Source organism: Priestia aryabhattai (assembly GCF_023715685.1).
Classification (GTDB): Bacteria; Bacillota; Bacilli; order Bacillales; family Bacillaceae_H; genus Priestia; species Priestia aryabhattai_B.
The window spans coordinates 375,956-394,482 of sequence record NZ_JAMBOQ010000001.1 but is presented as its reverse complement, the minus strand read 5'-3'; the positions used below and the strand labels follow the sequence as shown (position 1 = coordinate 394,482).

Genomic DNA, 18,527 nt, shown 5'->3' with positions numbered 1-18,527 from the left:
AATAGCATAGGCTTTGCGCCGATATTGGTAATCAAGCATGCATATCTACCCCTTTTAAAACAGAATTCGAAAGCGTTTTCTTTATTGTAGCATGCTTGATAGGTAGATAAAAGAAAAAAGAGAGACCATCGTCTCTCTTTAATCATTTCCAAACATATAGCGTTTGTGATGCCATGAGATTCCAAACATCAGACCCATTGCAAACATGTTCCCCATCAGTGAACTACCTCCATATGAAATAAAAGGAAGGGGAATTCCGGTAATAGGCAAGACTTGAATGGTCATACCGATATTTTGGAATACGTGGAACGTAAGCATTGAAATAACGCCTACACATAAGTAAGAATTGAATTCATTTTTTGTTTCAAGGCCTAGCTTGATCAAGTAATAAACGAGTACGAAGAAAAGACTAATAACAATGCTGGCACCGATAAAGCCAAACTCTTCTCCAATAACGGCAAAAATAAAGTCGGTCTGTCCCTCTGGCAAATAGACAACTCCATTTCCGATTCCTTTACCGTTTACCATTCCTGACCCAATCGCATCTAACGATTTCTTTAAATGATAGCCCTCACCGGAACTATATGACTCAGGATCAAGCCATGAATAAATACGTCCAAATTGGTATTGCTTAACCCCTAGATACTTTTCTAATAGGCTAGGTGCATAAACAACAAGTCCCAAAATGACAGAGCCAACTGCTGTAATACCTAAAAATGCAGGCGCGATGATTTTCCAGCTTACGCCTGAAACAAATACAAGTCCAACCGTGATTGCTAAGAAAACAAGAGCGGTACCTAAGTCAGGCTGCTGCATGATTAATAATAAAGGTAAAGCAAGTACAGCGCCCAGTTTACCAAGCAGTAAAAAGTCTTCTCTTACTGTCCGGATACGATATTTTTCATTGTGTTTAACAATGACCGTACTCAGTGTGATAATCAAAAACACTTTCATAAACTCTGATGGCTGCAACGAAAAGCCGGGAAGTGTGAACCAACTTTTTGCCCCATTAATTTCTCTGGCAATACTTGACGGAGCCACTAGTAAAAGAAGCAATAAAAAGTTCCCAAATCCATAAAAAACCCACGTTAGCTTTTGAAGCTGATCGGAGTCAAAACGCATGACAAATCCTATAATCACCATTCCAATAATATAAAAAACAACTTGTTGCGCTACGAAGTTCTTATCATACTGCCCAATTTTTTCAGCACTATGGATTGCCACAACGCTTACGCAAAATAATAGGAAGATTAGGAAAGCCAAGTTCCAGTCAAATCTACTAACATTTCTTTGATTTTCACCCATATTATTCACCTGTCACTATTAAATCTGATTCTTTCTTTATGATAAAAGAAAAATGCTGGTTTTTAGTGCAAAGTCGATTAATGAAGAGTCGCACTAACCCCACTTTGCAGTTTTTGCTTTGAATATAGACTTGCTAAAAGTAAGAAAAGATATGTCGCAAACTGCGTTACCATACAGCCTTTTATTATACATGAATTATTCTATAACATAAATAGGAGAAATGATAACAATTTCTTTTTTCTAAAAACTCTATTTGCAGGGATTTATCCAATTCATCTTCTTTATCTCCTTAAAGGTTAATATGAAAACATATTATAGGAATTTATCTTTTTTTGCACGTGAAAAGATAAAGAAACGTATATATATAACGAAAGAAAGGGGCAAATAGTTTCATATGAACGACTGAAAAATTCTAAACTGCGAGGACTAAATCTAGCAAGCTATACATATGAATAATAGTAAAGATAAGAGAGAGTGTTCTCTACTATCTTTTTCTAAACGCAGACATTCAACTTCTTAGCACACCCCCACAAGTAAACAGTTGAGACAAGAATACAGTCATATTCTGCTTTTTTGCTGATAAACGAAAGTATGGAAGGCATAGGGGTAGATTACCGAATAAGAGGCACAGGATATTAGGAAAATAATAGATAGAGATTAATAGAATCATAACGTAGAGAGGTGTGTTTATGATTATTGGGGCAAGTGTGATAGCATTTTTATTATTATGGTGGACAATTTTTTATAGTGGGCGCTACTATCATTATGTTTCAGAGCCTGTTGGCAAAAGACTTTCCCTTCACGTAGGAATACATGTCACCTTAGTGGTTGGAGTGAATGCATGTCTCTGGCTTGAGCAGCCGCTTCTTTTTTCTAGCATTTTAGCAGGGTGTGCAGGACTAGGAGCCGGGTGGTTTGTAGGGATTCCTTTTTCGGTAAAAAGTATTTTAAGCGGAATGATGGGGGGCATAGGAACGGGTATTAGTTTTTATATCTCTATGAGCATGTGGATGGATCAGTTTAACTGGCTATCTTTTTTATTAGTAGGCACGAGCGTTATTTTTAGCGGAAGCTCGTTATTTCAAGTGTTAAAATCGATTCCGTCATTTGAAAAGGTACTGGTGAAAATGTGGATTCAACATCCTTTTCTGATAGCTCCTATTTTGATTACCGTATTTTGGCTATATAATTTTATTGAAAAATATTTTCCACAAGCAGATCCAACACGCAAGTAGTTTCCGTGTTGGATTTATTACTTCCTCCGATAAGGCTCTTCTTTAAGCTCATCAAGTTTGATATAGTTCAATTAGTTTGTAGAAGGTAAAAGTAGACATTCACCTATCTTCATTATGATGCATATTGTAACGTAGCAAGCATTATAAAGGGGGAGTGCGTATGTATCCATATCAATATGATCCACGTTTTCAAAATTTGTTTCCACCTGGAGGAGGCCAAGGGTTTCCAGCGTTTCCACCTGGAGGAGGAGGCCAAGGGTTTCCAGCGTTTCCACCTGGAGGAGGAGGCCAAGGGTTTCCACCGTCACCACCTGGAGGAGGAGGTCAAGGATTTCCACCGCCGCCACCTGGAGGAGCGCAGCCGCCTTCAAGTCCGCCTCCAGCTTTTACACCTACACCAAAGCTAGGTTCAGGAGGTCCATCACTTTATGCTGTTGATCCAGGCGCTATTTCAGGATGCTTATACCGATACACCTATATATGGCCGAGAAATGGTCGACCTTACTGGTTTTACCCAACCTTTGTAGGCAGGCGCTCAGTTGCAGGATATCGCTGGACAGGATCTTTCTGGGTATATGCTGGGGTAGATGTAAATCAAATTCGAGAATTTCAATGTTTATAAAACTCCGCTTGCGGAGTTTTTTTATGCGAAAAGGTTGACGCATAAAAAATGACGTTATATAATAAATCTCGAATTAAAGATAATTTGTTTAGTAATATCTTGAATTAAATATAATATACACTTTTTAGGAGATGACATTTATGGCAAATGTATTATATGTAAAAGTAAATCCGCAGGTTGATGAAGCATCATTTTCAACTCGTTTAGCGCAGGTTTTCTTAGATGAGTATAAAACAGCAAATCCGACTGATACAGTAACAACGCTTGATTTGTATAAAGAAACAGTTCCGTTCATTGATGGAGATGTTTTAGCGGCATGGGGAAAAGCAGGAGCTGGCGAAGAATTATCAGCTGTTGAATTAGAAAAAGTAACGCGTATGGGTGAATTAGTAGAGCAGTTTTTACAAGCTGACAAAGTCATTTTCTCAGCTCCAATGTGGAACTTAAGCTTCCCTCCACTAATGAAAGCATACATTGATAACATTTTAATTGCAGGAAAAACGTTTAAATATACTGAAAATGGTCCAGTAGGATTAGCTTCAGATAAAAAAGTAGTATTACTAGAGGCTCGTGGAGGCGTATATTCAGAAGGCCCTGCGGCAGAGCTAGAATTTACTCAAAGCTATTTACGTACAGTGATGGGCTTCATTGGTGTTCAAGATTTCCAACTGGTTGTTGCAGAAGGTATGGCTTATACACCAGCAGAAGCAGACAATATTTTAGCAAAAGCATCTGAAAAAGCAAAAGAAGTTGCGTCAACATTCTAATGTAAAAAGCCCTTTAAAAGGGCTTTTTTTAGGTTTAAAATTCAATATCCCTCCTTCGAAAAATATGTGAAGGATTACATAAAGTGCAGCATAGGGAACGTACTTCTTATAAAAACGCTTATACATTTTTATTTACAAGACAAAAAAAGCATGGTTAAATAATGACCATGTTAACGTAACACCGGGATAGGAGAAGTTTTTCTACAGAATCATTGGGGTATGCTACAAGTACAATCTAAAAAAGGGTGATTGAGATGTTTAAAAAATTATTTGGTAGTAAGACAAAATCAAAAGAAACAACCGTTCTAGCTCCACTTTCAGGTAATATCCTGCCAATCAGCGAAGTGCCAGATCCAGTGTTTGCACAGAAGATGATGGGAGACGGTTTTGCAATCGAACCTTCAGAGGGAAAAGTTGTTTCACCCGTTGCTGGGGAAGTAGTTCAGCTTTTCCATACAAAACATGCAGTAGGCTTAAAAACAGAAGCCGGTACGGAAGTATTAATACATATCGGCCTTGAAACAGTGGCAATGGAAGGCGAAGGATTCGAAGCTCACGTGGCACAAGGTGACAAAGTAAGTGTAGGAACACCTCTTATTACATTTGATTTAGCGCTTATTCAAGAAAAAGCGAAAAGTATTATCACACCAATTGTTATTACAAATAGTGATGCAAGTGAAAGTTTCGAAATTTTGGCTCAAGGGACGGTTCAAAAAGGCGAAACGGCTTGTGCAAAAGTAACGATGAAGTAATAAGCAAGGCCTTTTCCTTTAAGAAAGGAGAGCGCATTTGAAGATTTTAAAAGTGCTAAATAACAACGCCGTTGTCTTTAAGGAAGGCGGAGTTGAAAAAATTGCGATGGGTCCCGGTATCGCTTTTCAAAAAGGTAAAAATGATCTTATTAATGCTGCGAAAGTTGAGAAAGTCTTTGTCATGAAAGAAGAACAGGAAAAGTTTCAAGAACTATTAAAAAACCTTCCTGAAGAGCATATTCAAGTGGCGGAAGAAATCATTTCTTATGCTGAGCAGCACCTTTCTGCTACGCTAAGTAATCATGTGCATATTGCTTTGAGCGATCATTTATCCTTTGCTATCGAAAGGATAGCCCGGGGAATTTCCATACAAAATAAATTGCTCAATGAAATTAAATCTCTTTATCAGCCTGAGTATGCAATAGGAATGTGGGCTCTTCAGCATATCAAAAAGAGACTAGGTATCACTATGCCGATTGACGAAGCGGGATATATTGCGCTTCATATTCATACAGCGAAACTGAATTCACCAGGAATGCAGCAGCTAATGATGAATACAACGATTATTAATGAAATGGTTACGATTATAAAAAAAGAGCTGAATATGGAGATTGATGAAAACAGCATGTCCTATCAGCGTCTGCTGACTCACTTGCGCTTTGCGTTAAATCGTTTAGCGCAAAATGAACCTTTTCATGAGATGGATGAAGAGATGCTCGAGGTATTAAAAGTCAAATATAAAAAATCGTATCAGTGCGCTGAAACAATAAAGCAATTTGTCAAAGATGAGTACGAAATTAATTTTCCAGAAGCGGAGTTAGGATACATCACGCTTCACATTTGCCGAATAGAGCAAAGAATATAGAAAAAAACCATTGACGAATATTGTTGCTTTGAGTACAATGAAAGCGTATTAATTGAATAATCGGGATTGTGACTGGTAAAGCAGGCAAGACCTAGGATGCGCATGAAGGACAAATGTGTCTTTTATAAGCGTATTTTAGGTCTTGCTTTTTTTATGACATACAAAAAGGAGGAAGTAAGATGGACGTAAAAGAAATTGCTAAAAAACTTGTTCCGCTTTTAGGAGGAAAAGAAAATATTGCTAGTGCTCAGCACTGTGCTACGCGTTTACGCCTCGTTATTCGAGATGAAAGCAAAATCGATCAAAAAGGTTTGGATGAAATAGAAGATGTAAAAGGGGCTTTTTCAAATTCAGGACAGTTTCAAATTATTTTTGGAACCGGTCTCGTTAATAAAATTCACGCTGCTTTTGTTAAAGAACTGGGTGCTGAAGAGGCTGCTGCCCCAGTGGATCACCAAGAAGAAATGAAAAAGAAAATGAACCCATTTGCTCGTTTTGCCCGCATGCTTTCCAATATTTTTGTTCCCATTATTCCAGCCATTGTAGCCAGTGGTTTATTAATGGGACTGCTCGGGATGATGAAAGCGTTCCGCTGGGTATCAGAAGATAGCGCGTTGTTTGTGTTGTTAGATATGTTCTCAGGTGCTGCATTTATTATTTTGCCAATTTTAATCGGGTTTTCAGCTGCAAAAGAATTTGGTTCAAACCCTTATCTTGGGGCGGTTATCGGAGGGATTTTGACGCATCCGATGTTATTAAATCCGTGGACATTGGCAGATGCTAAACCAGAATATATGGATTTGTTTGGCCTAAGTATTCCGCTTATTGGTTATCAAGGTACGGTCGTTCCGATTTTATTGGCTATCTACGTCATGAGCAAAATTGAAAAGGGACTGAGGAAAATTGTGCCGAATTCTGTTGATTTACTCATTACGCCTTTTTTAACTGTTATCATCACAGGCTTTGTGTCACTTGTGTTTATTGGTCCTTTTGGTCGCTATATTGGAGATTTAATTTCCATTAGCCTTCAGTCTCTATACGATGTAGCCGGAGTGTTTGCAGGAATTTTGTTTGGAGGCTTTTATTCAACCATTGTATTAACAGGCTTGCAGCATAGTTTTCATGCCATTGAAGCAGGACTGCTTGCTAATCCGAAGATTGGCGTTAACTTCTTACTCCCTATTTGGGCCTGCGCGAATGTAGCACAGGGAGGAGCAGGGTTAGCTGTTTATTTTAAAACGAAAAATACCAAAACGAAAAAAATTGCGATTCCAGCGGCTATTTCTTCCTTCTTAGGAATTACAGAACCGATTATTTTCGGCGTCAACTTAAGACTTCGCAAGCCCTTTATTGCTGCGGCTATAGGCGGAGCAGCCGGGGGAGGCTACGTTGTACTTATGCACGTAGTAGCCAATGCATACGGACTCACGGGCATTCCAATGATGGCAATCGCTGCACCGCTTGGTATGAGCAATTTAATTCACTATATAATCGGTATGATTATTTCTGTGGGTGTAGCATTCGGCGTTACGTGGTTTATGAAATTAAAAGAAGACTGATGAACAGCGGTAAGAATACAACAATAGCGAACGATATTACATTTGCTCATCATATCTTGTGGTGAGCAAATTTTGTGTCGTAAATATGAAACTTTTTAAAAAGTAATACGTAGAACAGTCAAAGAGATAAGTTGATGTTGTGTAACAGGAACGTAAATGCTACACTACATATATTGGATTGTACTATTATAGTCAGAAAGAGAGCTGGCACATGGAATTTTATCACGATCTTTTTCTATATGCGCCGTATTTATCTGCTTTCGTTTTATACATCCTTTGTTATTATATGCTTCGTGAAGCTAGGTTTACGGCTTTTCATGCGGAACCTGTCACCGACCATGTGAATGCAGGGATCGATCCTTCAGTATTAACGATATGGAAAAGACGAAATGTATTTATACATGTGTATAGAAAAACACCAGTTAAAGAGAAGAATAATGATGAAGAAGATCCTTTCCTTCTGAAAAACACTTCATACATTTAGTCATTATTAGGAGGAAAGAATATGAAAAGAAATAAAAAATTATTATTGCTTGGTTTAATGGGAGCGCTTCTTTTAGCTCTAGCCGGCTGTAGCAGTACAAAAACACCGGTCACGGCTACAAGCGGCGGATTCTGGGATCATTATTTTGTTTACCCTTTATCTATGGCATTAACGAAAATTGCTGAATGGGCAGGCGGAAGTTATGGTCTGTCTATTATCATTGCGACGGTTATCATTCGTTTAGTTCTATTACCGCTTATTTTAAAACAACAAAAGAGCACGATGGCTATGCAAGCACTTCGTCCAGAGATGGAAAAGATTCAAAAGAAATATGCTGGTAAAAAAGATCCGGAAACACAGCAAAAGCAGCAAAAAGAAATGATGCAGCTTTATCAAACGCATAAAATTAATCCGGTTGGCGGATGTTTGCCAATCTTTATTCAAATGCCTATTATTATTGCATTTTATAATGCCATTGCACGAACGCATGAAATTGCTCAGCATTCATTCTTATGGGTAAGTTTAGGAAAGCCAGATCCTTACTTCATTTTACCGGTAGTTGCAGCGATTACGACATTCTTACAAATTCGTGTAAGTATGACAGATGAAATTCAACCTCCAATGAAAATGATGATGAACATTATGCCAATCTTCATCTTAGTAGCTGGAATTTCACTTCCATCTGCTCTTGCATTATATTGGGTAATCGGTAACTTATTCGGAATTGGACAAGGTTACTACTTGAAAAAACGTATGAGTTTATTAAAAGAAAAAGATGCGGCTAATAATACAGCACAAGCTAAAACAAAGCCATCACCAAAATCTAAGTCAAAATCATAATATACAAAAAGCGCAGCGAATAGCTGCGCTTTTTTATTTTTTCAAAAATGTGATGAGATAAGAAGATTTGTGTAACGCTATAAAAAAAGACAGGAGTGAACATGTTGAAAAAAATAGCGTTATGTCTGCTTTTTCTTATGCTGTTCCCTATGCAAATAGATGCTGCCAATTCAGTGAAAGTTAGTTTTATACGGCAAGGAAACCTATGGGTATATGATAACGGTACCGAAAGGCAGTTATCCTATGCCCGTCATGCCTCTATGCCTCAATGGTCATCCCATGGAGATATGATTGCTTATGCAGAAAATGATTCCTTAATGATTGCACCGTTAAAAGGAAAACCAATAATTGTTGAACATGATGTGACTCATTATCAATGGTCACCGGTTGCCGAGGAGCTTGCGTATATTTCAAATGGAATTCTAGTATATTACAATGTTAAAACACATGAAAAGAAGCGTGTAGCCGTAGGCGTTGATCAATTTTCATGGTTTCCAGAAGGAGATCGATTTTTAATTACGTCAGCTGCTACGCTGACGCCCACGGGATGGGGACCGGTAAAGCTATATACAGTGAGCAAATATGCAGGGTTAGATGTGAAAAAAGTAGAGGCTTTTACGACGTTGCCAGCAGAAAATGATTCATTTTTTGCGTATACAACAAGCAGCTTCAAATGGTCTCCTAACGGTCAATGGATTAGTTTTATAGCTATTCCAACGGCTTCGATGTCTGCAGATGCAAATAAGCTGTGCATCATTACAAAAGAAGGAAAAGCTTTTCAAGTAGTGGGAGATATGCTTAATGTACCCAATTGGTTTAAGTGGAGTAATGAAGAGCAAGTACTGGCATTTATTAATGGAGAAGGAAGGTTCGCCACCGAAAATAAAAAGTTCACTTTAAAAGAGATGCCGGTTTTTAAAGAACATGTGTTTACCCCAAAAGGCTTCGCAGATTGGGATTTCACTTGGATAGAAAAAGATAACATCGTCATTTCACGTGTGCCCGAAGCAGGGTGGTCGAATGATGAAAAAAAGAGGCCGCTGCCCTTTTTGTATAGTATGAATGTAAAGACCAATAAGCAAAGTCAGTTCACATTTCCCCGAAAAGGCTTAGGAGATTACGCGCCCGTGTATCATAAAGCAACGAATCAAACGATGTGGATTCGCACAAATCGAAAACAAGCAAATCTTTTAACGCGTGTAAAAGATACGAAAAATGACAAGGTACTTATTTCAGGCTTAGACCTGCCGGGAAATTATTATGAGCTGTATCGGTGGAATGAAGTATTTAGCGTGTACAGTCCTTAATAGTTAATGAAAACATAAGAAACTAAGGTGAAAAAATGAATATACGATTGCTAGGAAAAGAAGACGCTGACGTGTACTTTGAACTCCGTCTTCGTGCTTTAAAAAATCATCCTGAAAGTTTTATTTTAAGTTATGAAGAAGAATATGAAAAAGAAATTGCTGATATCCGAAATCATTTTCCAAGCAGCCAATCAGAATTTGTAGTAGGAGCTTTTATGGAAAAACAACTTGTGGGGATTGTAGGGTTTCAGCAGCAAAAGCCTTTAAAAGTTCAGCATAAAGGAGATATTTGGGGCATGTACGTAGCCCCTGAAGCAAGGGGAAAAGGTCTTGGAAAGAAGCTGTTAAAAACCGCTGTTGAACAAGCTTTTTCCAAAACGAATGTTTTGCAAATCTACCTAGCCGTCGCTTCTGAAAATGAAGGAGCAAAAGCCCTATACAAAAGCCTCGGTTTTACTCCTTATGCGTATGAAAAAAGAGCTCTTCAAGTAGATGGTGAATTTATTGATGAAGAGCATATGGTATTATCTATGAAAAGCCTTTGATCACATCAAAGGCTTTTTCGTGTCGGAAAAATTTAGCTGAAACGTATAGAGATGGAAGCACATTCCCCATAAATATGCTATGATTTAATATATAGGATTATGGAGAGGCGAGGCAGCGGATGGAAAAACTGATTGAATTAAAAAATGTTGCAAAAGTATACAAAAAACATACCGTATTGGAAAACGTTCATACGACGCTTTATAAAGGAGAGACTGTCGCGATTGTTGGAAAAAACGGTGCTGGAAAAAGTACGTTTTTAAAGCTAATTGGCGGATTATCTAAACCGACTAAAGGATCTATTCACCTTCACAAAGGAACCGGTACGCCTGGATTTGTGGTGGAACAGTTTCCTCAGGAGCTGCGTTTTACGCTAGCAGGATATTTGCAGCACATGGGACGAATTCAAGGATTGTCTAAGAAAAAGCGCACCTCTAGAATTGAAGAACTGCTCGAAACTTTCGAAATGGTGGAGTTTAGACATGAAGAGATCATTTCTTTTTCAAAAGGAATGAAGCAAAAAGTCAACATGATGCAAGCGCTGTTGAGTTCTTCAAAGCTGCTATTGCTTGATGAACCACTATCTGGATTAGATGCTCGTGCTCAGCTAGAAGTAGAGAGAATTTTTACAAAGCTCAAAGAACGAGGGATGACCATTGTATTTACTTGTCATGAAGAAAGGCTCATCCATGCTGTAGCGGATCGCGTTATCACCATTGGCTCACAGCGTATTTTGAAGAATGAGCGCGTTCAACTCATTGAGCATTTAACAGTTATTGAGGCAAATGTCATTCTCAATAAGCCGCTTCGTTTATTAAAAGAAAAGTGTACGAAAATTGAACAGCACGGAAACTACTGGATTTTTTATATAGATAAAAAATATGTAAATGAGTTTCTTGCAGAATTGCTTGCTGTTCAAGCTGAAGTTGTAAAGCTATATCATATGGAAAGGGAAGAAATTTAAGATGGGTGCATTGATTCGCTATCATTTTATTACATACATTAAATCGTATCGATATATTCCTCCGCTTGCACTTTATATTATTTCGCTGTGTATGAACTATACATATAGACCGAATCCAGTGCTTGATAGCTTTTTTAATACGGCACTTTACCTCTTTTTTCTAACCACTTGGTTTACAATGTCGCTGTTTCACGCTGAAGATTCCAATCAAGAAGTTATTACAAAACTTCATGTGGGAAAAAAGAACAAGTACTTTACGAGCAAACTTATTAGCGGTATCCTGCTGTTTACGTTTTTATCCGCCGTTTCAATTGCTTATCCCGTGCTACTTGATATGTTTGAAGTGGACATATCCACTAAGCAAATGGTGTTTGGGTTTATTATTCACTGGACGTTTAGTTTGCTTGGTATGAGTATAGGTCTTGTTTTTACACGAGATGTTGTAAGAGAGGGCAGTTTATCTTGGTTTGGACCTCTATTTATTTTAATCGTTACGCTTGCAGCAGCAGGCGTTTCATTTCCGTATCAAGGAGGCGGATTGCTGCTGTATGTATTACCGCCTGTATCTGCAATCATTCAATTTATTAACGAAGGGTTAAATAAATTTTTAGTGTTTGGCTGGGCTTTACTTTATGCCATAGTATTAATCAGCCTGTACTTGTGGAGAGCCAATAGAAGAGATGTATAAAGAATAAACACTTGCCGCGGCAAGTGTTTATTCTTTATGAAGCACGTTATAAAGACGATCCGGGTAATTAGTAAACATACCGGTTACGCCCCATTCGATAAGCGTTCTCATTTGTTTTTCATCATTTACTGTATAAGGATGGACATCTAAATTATACGAGCGAGCTTTTTGTACATATGATTTTGTCAGCGTATTTGCCTTAGGGCCGATGCCGCTCGCGTACGTTTTAATTTGTCTGAACTGCTGATCTGTTAACATATTAGTTTGCTTGGAACGAATTAATTGAATGAGTTTCATAGTAGGTCGGTAGCGATGGACGGTTTTTAAGCTTTCAGGACTAAATGATTGTACAATAACATGATCGGTGTGAATGTTGTACTTAGCCATCAACGTTAACAATTCCTTTTCCATACCTGCATATTCATGAGGAGATTTTGTTTCAATATAATACTTTGTCTTATTGCCAAACGTACGAAATATTTCTTCTAAGGTTGGAATGAGGGCTTTTTTATTACCTTTTCCTGCGTTTAAACGCTGAAGCTGCTTCACTGTGTACTGCTTTACGTATCCTGTTCCATTTGTCGTTCGATCAATCTTATAGTCATGAATTGCTACAAGCTGCTGATCTTTAGACATGTGAAGGTCAAGTTCAATGTAATCCGCTTTTTGCTGTACGGCCGCGAGATAAGATTGCATCGTATGTTCTGGCTCATATCCTGAGGCGCCTCGATGAGCAATAATCGCCACTTTTTCTGCTTGAGTAGAAGCTGCCTGCGTATGGATAAACATAAAAATACCGCATAAACAAAGAGTGAGTGAGCTTACAAACCACCATTTTCGTCTCATATCAAAACTCCTTTTTATTGAGGGGGCGTGCATTAGTTTACTAGCGAGATGTTGTGTTCATATTAAGGCTTTGTAAATATTTAAATAAAACGAACGAGTATGTAATTAAAAGCAACAAACGCCGATGTTTAGTGAGAAACATCGGCTGTTTTTTCCGGACGGAGGCTTGTATAAATAACGAGTCTGCGCTCATGAGTTTTTTGTTTATGATCAAATGTTCCCGTACAGGTGATTAAATTAAGCCGATGTTGAAAAGTTGGACCGAAAATCTCTCTGATAGGAGCAGAATCCCGGGGGTAAGAAGCTTTATTAGTAACAACAAAGGTCAGCTGTTGACCTTGTTGATCGGTTACGAAAATTTCATCTCCTTTTATGAGCTTGTCGAGATGATAAAAAATAGCGGGTCCTTTTTGGTCATCAACATGCCCTGCAATAACCGCATTTCCTTCCTCACCGGGTCTTGCTCCAAGCTTAAACCAAGCTACATCATGACCATTATCAGGAACGCTCATTTCACCTTGATTAGTAAGGCCCATTCCTTTTATAAAAGCTTTGATATGAAGCTTTGGAATAATAAGCTGAGATGGAAGAGGTGTAGAAGCAGTCCCTGAAGATTTCAAGGATTGAGCCGATTTTGTTTCAGCCATCTTCACAACAAAATCTGTCGAGTTGTTTGCAAATGCTGACTGGGCAAACCAACTGCTCATGAAGAGTATAAAAGAAAAGGTGAAAACCCCTCCTATCCATTTCATTCGCTTTCATATCCTCTGTGACGACGCACAACAAATATAGCGACCGCTCCAATTCCTAATAAAGTAAGAACCGGCACAATTGAATTATAATTATCCTCTGAAGCACCGCCCATACCTGTTTTTGGCATTTCCGAAGGCATAGCCGTATTGTCTTTTAATAAAAGCGTTTCAAGGCTGTCGGCTTTATTAATAGCGAGCACTGTGTAGACCGTGTTGGCTTCTAAATTAAGATTTGGAATGTCCAGTACTTTTTTATTGTCTTGACTAGTTGCGATGGTTAAATCATAGGTTCCGGCATCTACTTCAGAATAATTTGTCATTTGTTTAAAAGCAGTATCTTTAAATAAAGTAGGGCCGTGATTAATACCTACATTAACAGCGGGAGCATCTGGAGAAAAGTGAGCAATTCGGATTTTACTCTTTCCTTTAGCTACGTTCATATCATCTTGAGCTACTTTTAATTCTAAGTGCGCAACTTGGTTAATAGCAGCAAGGGTATAGGCTTTGTTGGCTTCGACGGTTACATTAGTGGAAATGACAGGTTTTTCTTTTCCTTTTGTACCTATGGCATATACCTCTACTTTATGAGACCCCGCAGGTACTTTAAGGTAATCTGTCACATCTTTAAACGATGCGCCGACTACGATGCTTTGATTGTCCACATATATATCTACTTCAGGTGCATCAGGTGACGCATGCACCACTCGTATCATCGCCTCCTGCACAGCTGCAGAAGTGAAATTATCTGAAAAAGCTAGCAATAAAACTGCGAGTAAAGAAGCAGCAATAATCTTTACACGGTTCATAACGTTTTACTCTCCTTTTAATCTAAGTTTGTCCTGTTAATCCCGTATGAAAAGTGGTGGGTATGCATTCACTTTTGAACGTACTCGGGCATTTATTCACTTGTTATCATCTACAATTTTATCCAATATATTCATAATTTATTTCATTAGATGAAATTTTTGTAAAAGAACAGATGAATAGTTTGAATTTTATGATAATATAAAAATAGAGCGTTTGGTTAGTAGTTGATGTCTTTATCACAAAAAGGAGGGGAAGTTATGTGCTGCAAACGAATCATGAAATAAAAAAGGTTGTTCATCGTTCGCTATCAGTTAAGATGATTGTAAAGCGTATGCTGTTTATTTTAGTGGGAGCCCTTTTAATGGCCGTAGGGCTAGAATTTTTTCTTGTCCCTAATGAGGTTGTTGACGGTGGAATTGTAGGTATATCTATTATTTTATCCCACTTAACGGATGTTCAAATCGGGTTTTATATCTTCGTATTAAATCTTCCATTCTTTTTTATTGGATACAAGCAAATTGGAAAAACATTTGCGCTATCTACGCTTTTAGGTGTGATCATTCTATCCATTGCTACCTTTATTTTTCACGACTTGCCGGTCTTAACAGGCGACCCTCTTTTAGCAACTGTGTTTGGCGGAATTGTTCTCGGTGTGGGAGTAGGAATTGTTATTCGGTACGGAGGCTCTTTAGACGGCACCGAGATATTAGCTATTTTATTTAATAAGCGTACGCCTTTCTCCGTAGGTGAGACGATTATGTTTTTTAATTTATTTATTTTGGGAAGTGCCGGTTTTGTATTTGGCTGGGACCGCGCTATGTATTCTTTAATGGCTTACTTCATTGCTTTTAAAACGATTGATATTGTGATTCAAGGGTTAGATGAGTCCAAGTCAGCTTGGATTATCAGCGAACAATATGAACAAATTGGCGAAGCAATCCTTGCCCGTTTAGGAAGAGGGGTCACGTATTTAAATGGAGAAGGGGCGTATACGGGAGATGATAAAAAAGTAATTTTTTGTGTTATTACCAGGCTTGAAGAAGCAAAGCTAAAAGCAATTATCGATGAGATAGATCCATCTGCTTTTTTTGCTGTAGCAGCTATTGCTGAAGTCAGGGGAGGAAGGTTTAAGAAACGAGATATTCATTAATGAAGGTTGTCTACTAATGAGACTGCCCCTTATTACAGCTTACAGCAGAATTTTTAGCTTTCTCTGCTTGTTCGAGTATTTGTAATGGTTTGTGTCACTTCTGCTGCTTCATGCATATTGAGCCCCTCTTTTTTCTTGTATGTCTTTGAAACAAACATGTAAAATGTCTAAAAGATATAAAAAGAGTACATAGTAAAAAAACAGAAAGAGGGAGTGACATGAAAAAAACGTTAAAAATATTAGGAGTCGGTCTTGCAGTTCTTGTTGCAGTAACCGTGGCTTTTTTGTCATATGGTCAGGTTTTGATTATGAACCTTCAAAGCAGCTTCACTCACTGGTAGATGAGAAAAAAATAGTGAAGAAAGACAATTATTACGTATTTAAGCCCCAAACGAACAAAGAGATAAAAGCCGGTTATATTATTTATCAAGGTGCTAAAGTAGAGCCGTTAGCATATGGCTATTATGCTCAGCAAATTGCAAATGAAGGATATCTTGTTGCTGTTGTAGATTCTCCGTTTAATATGAGTTTTTTTAGTCAAAACAAAGCGACGGATATTGTGAAGAGCTATTCGAAGATTTCCGCATGGTTTATCGGAGGGCATTCCCTTGGAGGAGTTAGTGCAGCATCTTATGCGTATGATCATCAAAATTCAATAAAGGGCTTAGTTCTTTTAGCATCGTATCCAATGAATAAAAATGATTTTTCAACCTCCACTTACCCTATTTTGTCTTTAACCGGTAAAAAAGATGGTTTGTCGACGCCTGAAAAAATTAAAGAAACCAAGCATTTACTTTCAAAAAATACGGAGCTGGTTCAAGTAAAAGGAGCTAATCACGCACAGTTTGGAATGTACGGGAAACAAAAAGGCGACAACAAAGCCAGTATTTCTCCTAAACAGCAGCAGGATGAGCTAGTAAAAAGAACGGTCAAGTGGTTGAACAGTCAAATAGAAAGTCCGTCAGTAACTAACTGATGGACTTTTTTCTTTTTTTTTGGAAATAATACTTAAAAAAATAACCAAATAGTCATATAGTTAGTTACATGAGCAATGAACCACTTAAGTGAGGTAGTCAAAATGAAACAATCATTAGATCATCAGCGACCAATTTTTCAACAAATTAAAGAAACTATCGAAGAAAATATTTTGAATGATGCTTTTCCAGAAGAAGAGAGAGTACCGTCTACGAATGAATTTGCCAAAATGTATCGCATTAACCCTGCAACAGCAGCTAAAGGAATTAATCAGCTAGTCGACCGCGGAATATTGTATAAAAAGAGAGGGATAGGGATGTTTGTATGTCCTGGAGCCAAAGAAGTATTGCTTACACAAAGAAAAGAAGAATTTTATAACCGTTTTATCGTACCGTTGAAAAAAGAAGCACAGCATTTAGGGATTACGGTAAAAGAGTTAAAAGAGCTGTTAGATAAGGGGGAAATAAAATGAATATAGAAACGCAGCTGTTGAATAAATGCTATGGATCTAAACAAGTGTTAAAAGACATTTCACTTACGCTAGTACAAAATAAAATATACGGGTTGCTAGGGAGAAACGGAGCGGGCAAAACGACTCTTATGCAAATTGTAGCCGGACATATTCCAGTTACGACAGGAGAGGTAAAAGTGGGAAATCAATCTCCGTTTGAAAACCGCTCTGTTTTGCAAAACATCTGCTTAATTAACGAAAGCGGAAATTTCAAAAAAACATTAAAAGTCAAAGACGTACTAAAAATCGCCTCACTTTTTTATCCTTATTGGAGCCAAGAAACGGCTGAGAGGCTTATGGGAGAGTTTGATTTAGATTCGAATATGAAAGTTAAGGCATTATCTAAAGGAATGGAATCAGCGTTAGGAATTGTTGTTGGGCTATCTTCTCGAACAAGCATCACAATCTTTGATGAACCTTATATTGGACTTGATGCTGCGATGAGAGCAGGTTTTTATGAACTTTTATTAGATGAATATGAAGATTATCCACGCACGTTTATTATTTCGACGCACTTAATTGATGAAGTAAGTAATTTATTTGAAGAAGTACTAATTATGCAAAAAGGAAAGCTGATTCTTCAAGACACGGCAGAAAATTTGCAGCAGCGCTGTGTAAGTGTAAAAGGGCCTAAAAGTCAAGTTGAAGAATATGAAAAAGGAAAGCAAGTAATCCATGAACAAGTATTCGGGGGAGAGAAAAAAATAGTGCTGTTTAATGAAGATATTCATGCTGAAGAACTTGTCGACAGTTCATTTAATGTAGAAGCTGTTCACATACAGGATATTATGATTTATCTTACAGCAAATCGTGGAGGTGTAGCGTAATGAAAGGACAGTTTGCCGCCATTAGTTATTCGCTCTATGTTGAACTGAAGTATTTAATGATTCGCTTTTGGACGATTCTTTTAGCTTTTGTTGTAGTAGATATTTTAGTGTTCAGACAGGTGAACGAGCATCTTCTATTAGTAACGAGTATGCCGCAGTACATCTTTTCAGGTATTGTAAGTTTTATTATCATTCGAAAAAGTTTCTCCTTTTGCTTAAAGTTAGGAGCTACTCGCAAGGCATATCTTTCAACGATGACCTGTGTTTTTGCTCTATTTGCAATCGTGATGTCCCTTATCAATGTTGTCATCATGAGTGTTTCCACAAAGGTGATTAATAGTTTGAATTTAATGAATATTCAACTTTATTATGCGAGCGATTTTATCTTTCATGACCCTACTGTCGCTATTCACTTTTTAACAGACGCTGTATTTTATCTTTTTTATTACAGCAGCATCGTGTTTGCTCGGCAGCATCGTTTACAAATTCGGGCAAACAGGAGGGATGATCACCGGTGCTGTTCTGATTTTACTGTTCACGATTCCAGTGACAAAAGAACCGGTTATTCATTTTATAAAAGGCTTTGCGAGCGGGTCGTTATTGCTTACATTTGGAACAATGGTTATCTTAAGCTTCCTACTCTTTCTTATCAACTGGCTGTTTTTAAAAAAAGCGTCTCCTGTCCATCAAGCCTAATAAAAAAGCAATCATTTCTTTACTGAATGATT

Annotated in this window: 22 protein-coding genes; 18 read left to right on the top strand and 4 right to left on the bottom strand. The window is 37.8% G+C overall.

Annotation, left to right across the window (positions count from 1 at the left end; genetic code table 11):
• Nucleotides 1-138: 138 nt before the first annotated feature.
• On the bottom strand, nt 139-1,305 hold the full coding sequence (locus tag M3225_RS02065; RefSeq protein ID WP_013084672.1) for an FtsW/RodA/SpoVE family cell cycle protein: 1,167 nt from the start codon (nt 1,303-1,305) through the stop codon (nt 139-141).
• A 689-nt stretch (nt 1,306-1,994) separates the two neighbouring features.
• Here M3225_RS02065 and M3225_RS02060 point away from each other — a divergent pair.
• The 12 genes from M3225_RS02060 (at nt 1,995) to M3225_RS02005 (ending at nt 11,931) form a co-directional block, all read left to right on the top strand.
• Nucleotides 1,995-2,540: a hypothetical protein gene (locus M3225_RS02060; RefSeq protein WP_251390790.1), complete on the top strand. Its 546-nt coding sequence runs from the start codon at nt 1,995-1,997 to the stop codon at nt 2,538-2,540.
• Between the two features lie 160 nt (nt 2,541-2,700).
• Entirely contained in the window at nt 2,701-3,162 is a 462-nt protein-coding gene (locus M3225_RS02055; protein ID WP_251390788.1) for a transporter, read from the top strand.
• 140 nt (nt 3,163-3,302) lie between these two features.
• Nucleotides 3,303-3,929: an FMN-dependent NADH-azoreductase gene (locus tag M3225_RS02050; protein WP_014458563.1), complete on the top strand. Its 627-nt coding sequence runs from the start codon at nt 3,303-3,305 to the stop codon at nt 3,927-3,929.
• Nucleotides 3,930-4,183: 254 nt separating this feature from the next.
• Nucleotides 4,184-4,681: a PTS sugar transporter subunit IIA gene (locus M3225_RS02045; protein ID WP_251390786.1), complete on the top strand. Its 498-nt coding sequence runs from the start codon at nt 4,184-4,186 to the stop codon at nt 4,679-4,681.
• A gap of 37 nt (nt 4,682-4,718) precedes the next feature.
• Nucleotides 4,719-5,546: a BglG family transcription antiterminator LicT gene (gene licT / locus M3225_RS02040; protein WP_251390784.1), complete on the top strand. Its 828-nt coding sequence runs from the start codon at nt 4,719-4,721 to the stop codon at nt 5,544-5,546.
• Nucleotides 5,547-5,725: 179 nt separating this feature from the next.
• Nucleotides 5,726-7,105 carry a sucrose-specific PTS transporter subunit IIBC gene (locus tag M3225_RS02035; RefSeq protein ID WP_251390782.1) on the top strand — a complete coding sequence of 460 codons (1,380 nt, stop codon included), beginning with the start codon at nt 5,726-5,728 and terminating at the stop codon, nt 7,103-7,105.
• A 211-nt stretch (nt 7,106-7,316) separates the two neighbouring features.
• On the top strand, nt 7,317-7,589 hold the full coding sequence (locus M3225_RS02030; RefSeq protein WP_013058702.1) for a hypothetical protein: 273 nt from the start codon (nt 7,317-7,319) through the stop codon (nt 7,587-7,589).
• A gap of 21 nt (nt 7,590-7,610) precedes the next feature.
• The gene (gene yidC / locus M3225_RS02025; protein WP_013058701.1) at nt 7,611-8,429 is read left to right on the top strand and encodes a membrane protein insertase YidC; all 819 of its coding nucleotides are present in this window, start codon (nt 7,611-7,613) and stop codon (nt 8,427-8,429) included.
• 101 nt (nt 8,430-8,530) lie between these two features.
• Complete coding sequence (locus M3225_RS02020) at nt 8,531-9,736, top strand: TolB domain-containing protein (protein WP_251390779.1); 1,206 nt, start codon at nt 8,531-8,533, stop codon at nt 9,734-9,736.
• A 35-nt stretch (nt 9,737-9,771) separates the two neighbouring features.
• Nucleotides 9,772-10,281: a GNAT family N-acetyltransferase gene (locus tag M3225_RS02015; protein WP_251390777.1), complete on the top strand. Its 510-nt coding sequence runs from the start codon at nt 9,772-9,774 to the stop codon at nt 10,279-10,281.
• Nucleotides 10,282-10,400: 119 nt separating this feature from the next.
• On the top strand, nt 10,401-11,243 hold the full coding sequence (locus tag M3225_RS02010; RefSeq protein WP_251390775.1) for an ATP-binding cassette domain-containing protein: 843 nt from the start codon (nt 10,401-10,403) through the stop codon (nt 11,241-11,243).
• A gap of 1 nt (nt 11,244) precedes the next feature.
• Nucleotides 11,245-11,931, top strand: a complete 687-nt coding sequence (locus tag M3225_RS02005; RefSeq protein WP_251390774.1) for an ABC transporter permease — start codon at nt 11,245-11,247, stop codon at nt 11,929-11,931.
• Nucleotides 11,932-11,958: 27 nt separating this feature from the next.
• Here M3225_RS02005 and M3225_RS02000 read toward each other — a convergent pair whose 3' ends face one another.
• The 3 genes from M3225_RS02000 to M3225_RS01990 form a co-directional block, all read right to left on the bottom strand.
• On the bottom strand, nt 11,959-12,777 hold the full coding sequence (locus tag M3225_RS02000) for a glycerophosphodiester phosphodiesterase family protein (RefSeq protein ID WP_251390772.1): 819 nt from the start codon (nt 12,775-12,777) through the stop codon (nt 11,959-11,961).
• Nucleotides 12,778-12,905: 128 nt separating this feature from the next.
• Nucleotides 12,906-13,529: a class F sortase gene (locus M3225_RS01995; protein ID WP_251390770.1), complete on the bottom strand. Its 624-nt coding sequence runs from the start codon at nt 13,527-13,529 to the stop codon at nt 12,906-12,908.
• Nucleotides 13,526-14,335: a DUF4397 domain-containing protein gene (locus M3225_RS01990; RefSeq protein ID WP_251390768.1), complete on the bottom strand. Its 810-nt coding sequence runs from the start codon at nt 14,333-14,335 to the stop codon at nt 13,526-13,528. The genes M3225_RS01995 and M3225_RS01990 overlap by 4 nt, the downstream gene beginning before the upstream one ends.
• Before the next feature lie 260 nt (nt 14,336-14,595).
• Here M3225_RS01990 and M3225_RS01985 point away from each other — a divergent pair, with 260 nt between their 5' ends.
• The 6 genes from M3225_RS01985 to M3225_RS01965 all read left to right on the top strand — a co-directional run bounded on the left by M3225_RS01985 (nt 14,596) and on the right by M3225_RS01965 (nt 18,521).
• A complete protein-coding gene (locus tag M3225_RS01985; protein WP_251390766.1) occupies nt 14,596-15,486 on the top strand; it encodes a YitT family protein in 891 nt (296 codons plus the stop codon).
• A gap of 218 nt (nt 15,487-15,704) precedes the next feature.
• Nucleotides 15,705-15,827 (top strand): hypothetical protein, encoded by a 123-nt coding sequence (locus M3225_RS29425; protein WP_285885198.1) that lies wholly within the window; start codon nt 15,705-15,707, stop codon nt 15,825-15,827.
• 14 nt (nt 15,828-15,841) lie between these two features.
• Nucleotides 15,842-16,462, top strand: coding sequence for an alpha/beta hydrolase (locus tag M3225_RS01980; protein ID WP_251390764.1), 621 nt, complete (start codon nt 15,842-15,844; stop codon nt 16,460-16,462).
• Nucleotides 16,463-16,564: 102 nt separating this feature from the next.
• Entirely contained in the window at nt 16,565-16,933 is a 369-nt protein-coding gene (locus M3225_RS01975) for a GntR family transcriptional regulator (RefSeq protein ID WP_251390762.1), read from the top strand.
• Nucleotides 16,930-17,799 (top strand): ABC transporter ATP-binding protein, encoded by an 870-nt coding sequence (locus tag M3225_RS01970; protein WP_251390760.1) that lies wholly within the window; start codon nt 16,930-16,932, stop codon nt 17,797-17,799. Before M3225_RS01975 ends, M3225_RS01970 begins: the two co-directional genes overlap by 4 nt.
• On the top strand, nt 17,799-18,521 hold the full coding sequence (locus tag M3225_RS01965; protein WP_251390758.1) for a hypothetical protein: 723 nt from the start codon (nt 17,799-17,801) through the stop codon (nt 18,519-18,521). Before M3225_RS01970 ends, M3225_RS01965 begins: the two co-directional genes overlap by 1 nt.
• Nucleotides 18,522-18,527 lie beyond the last annotated feature (6 nt).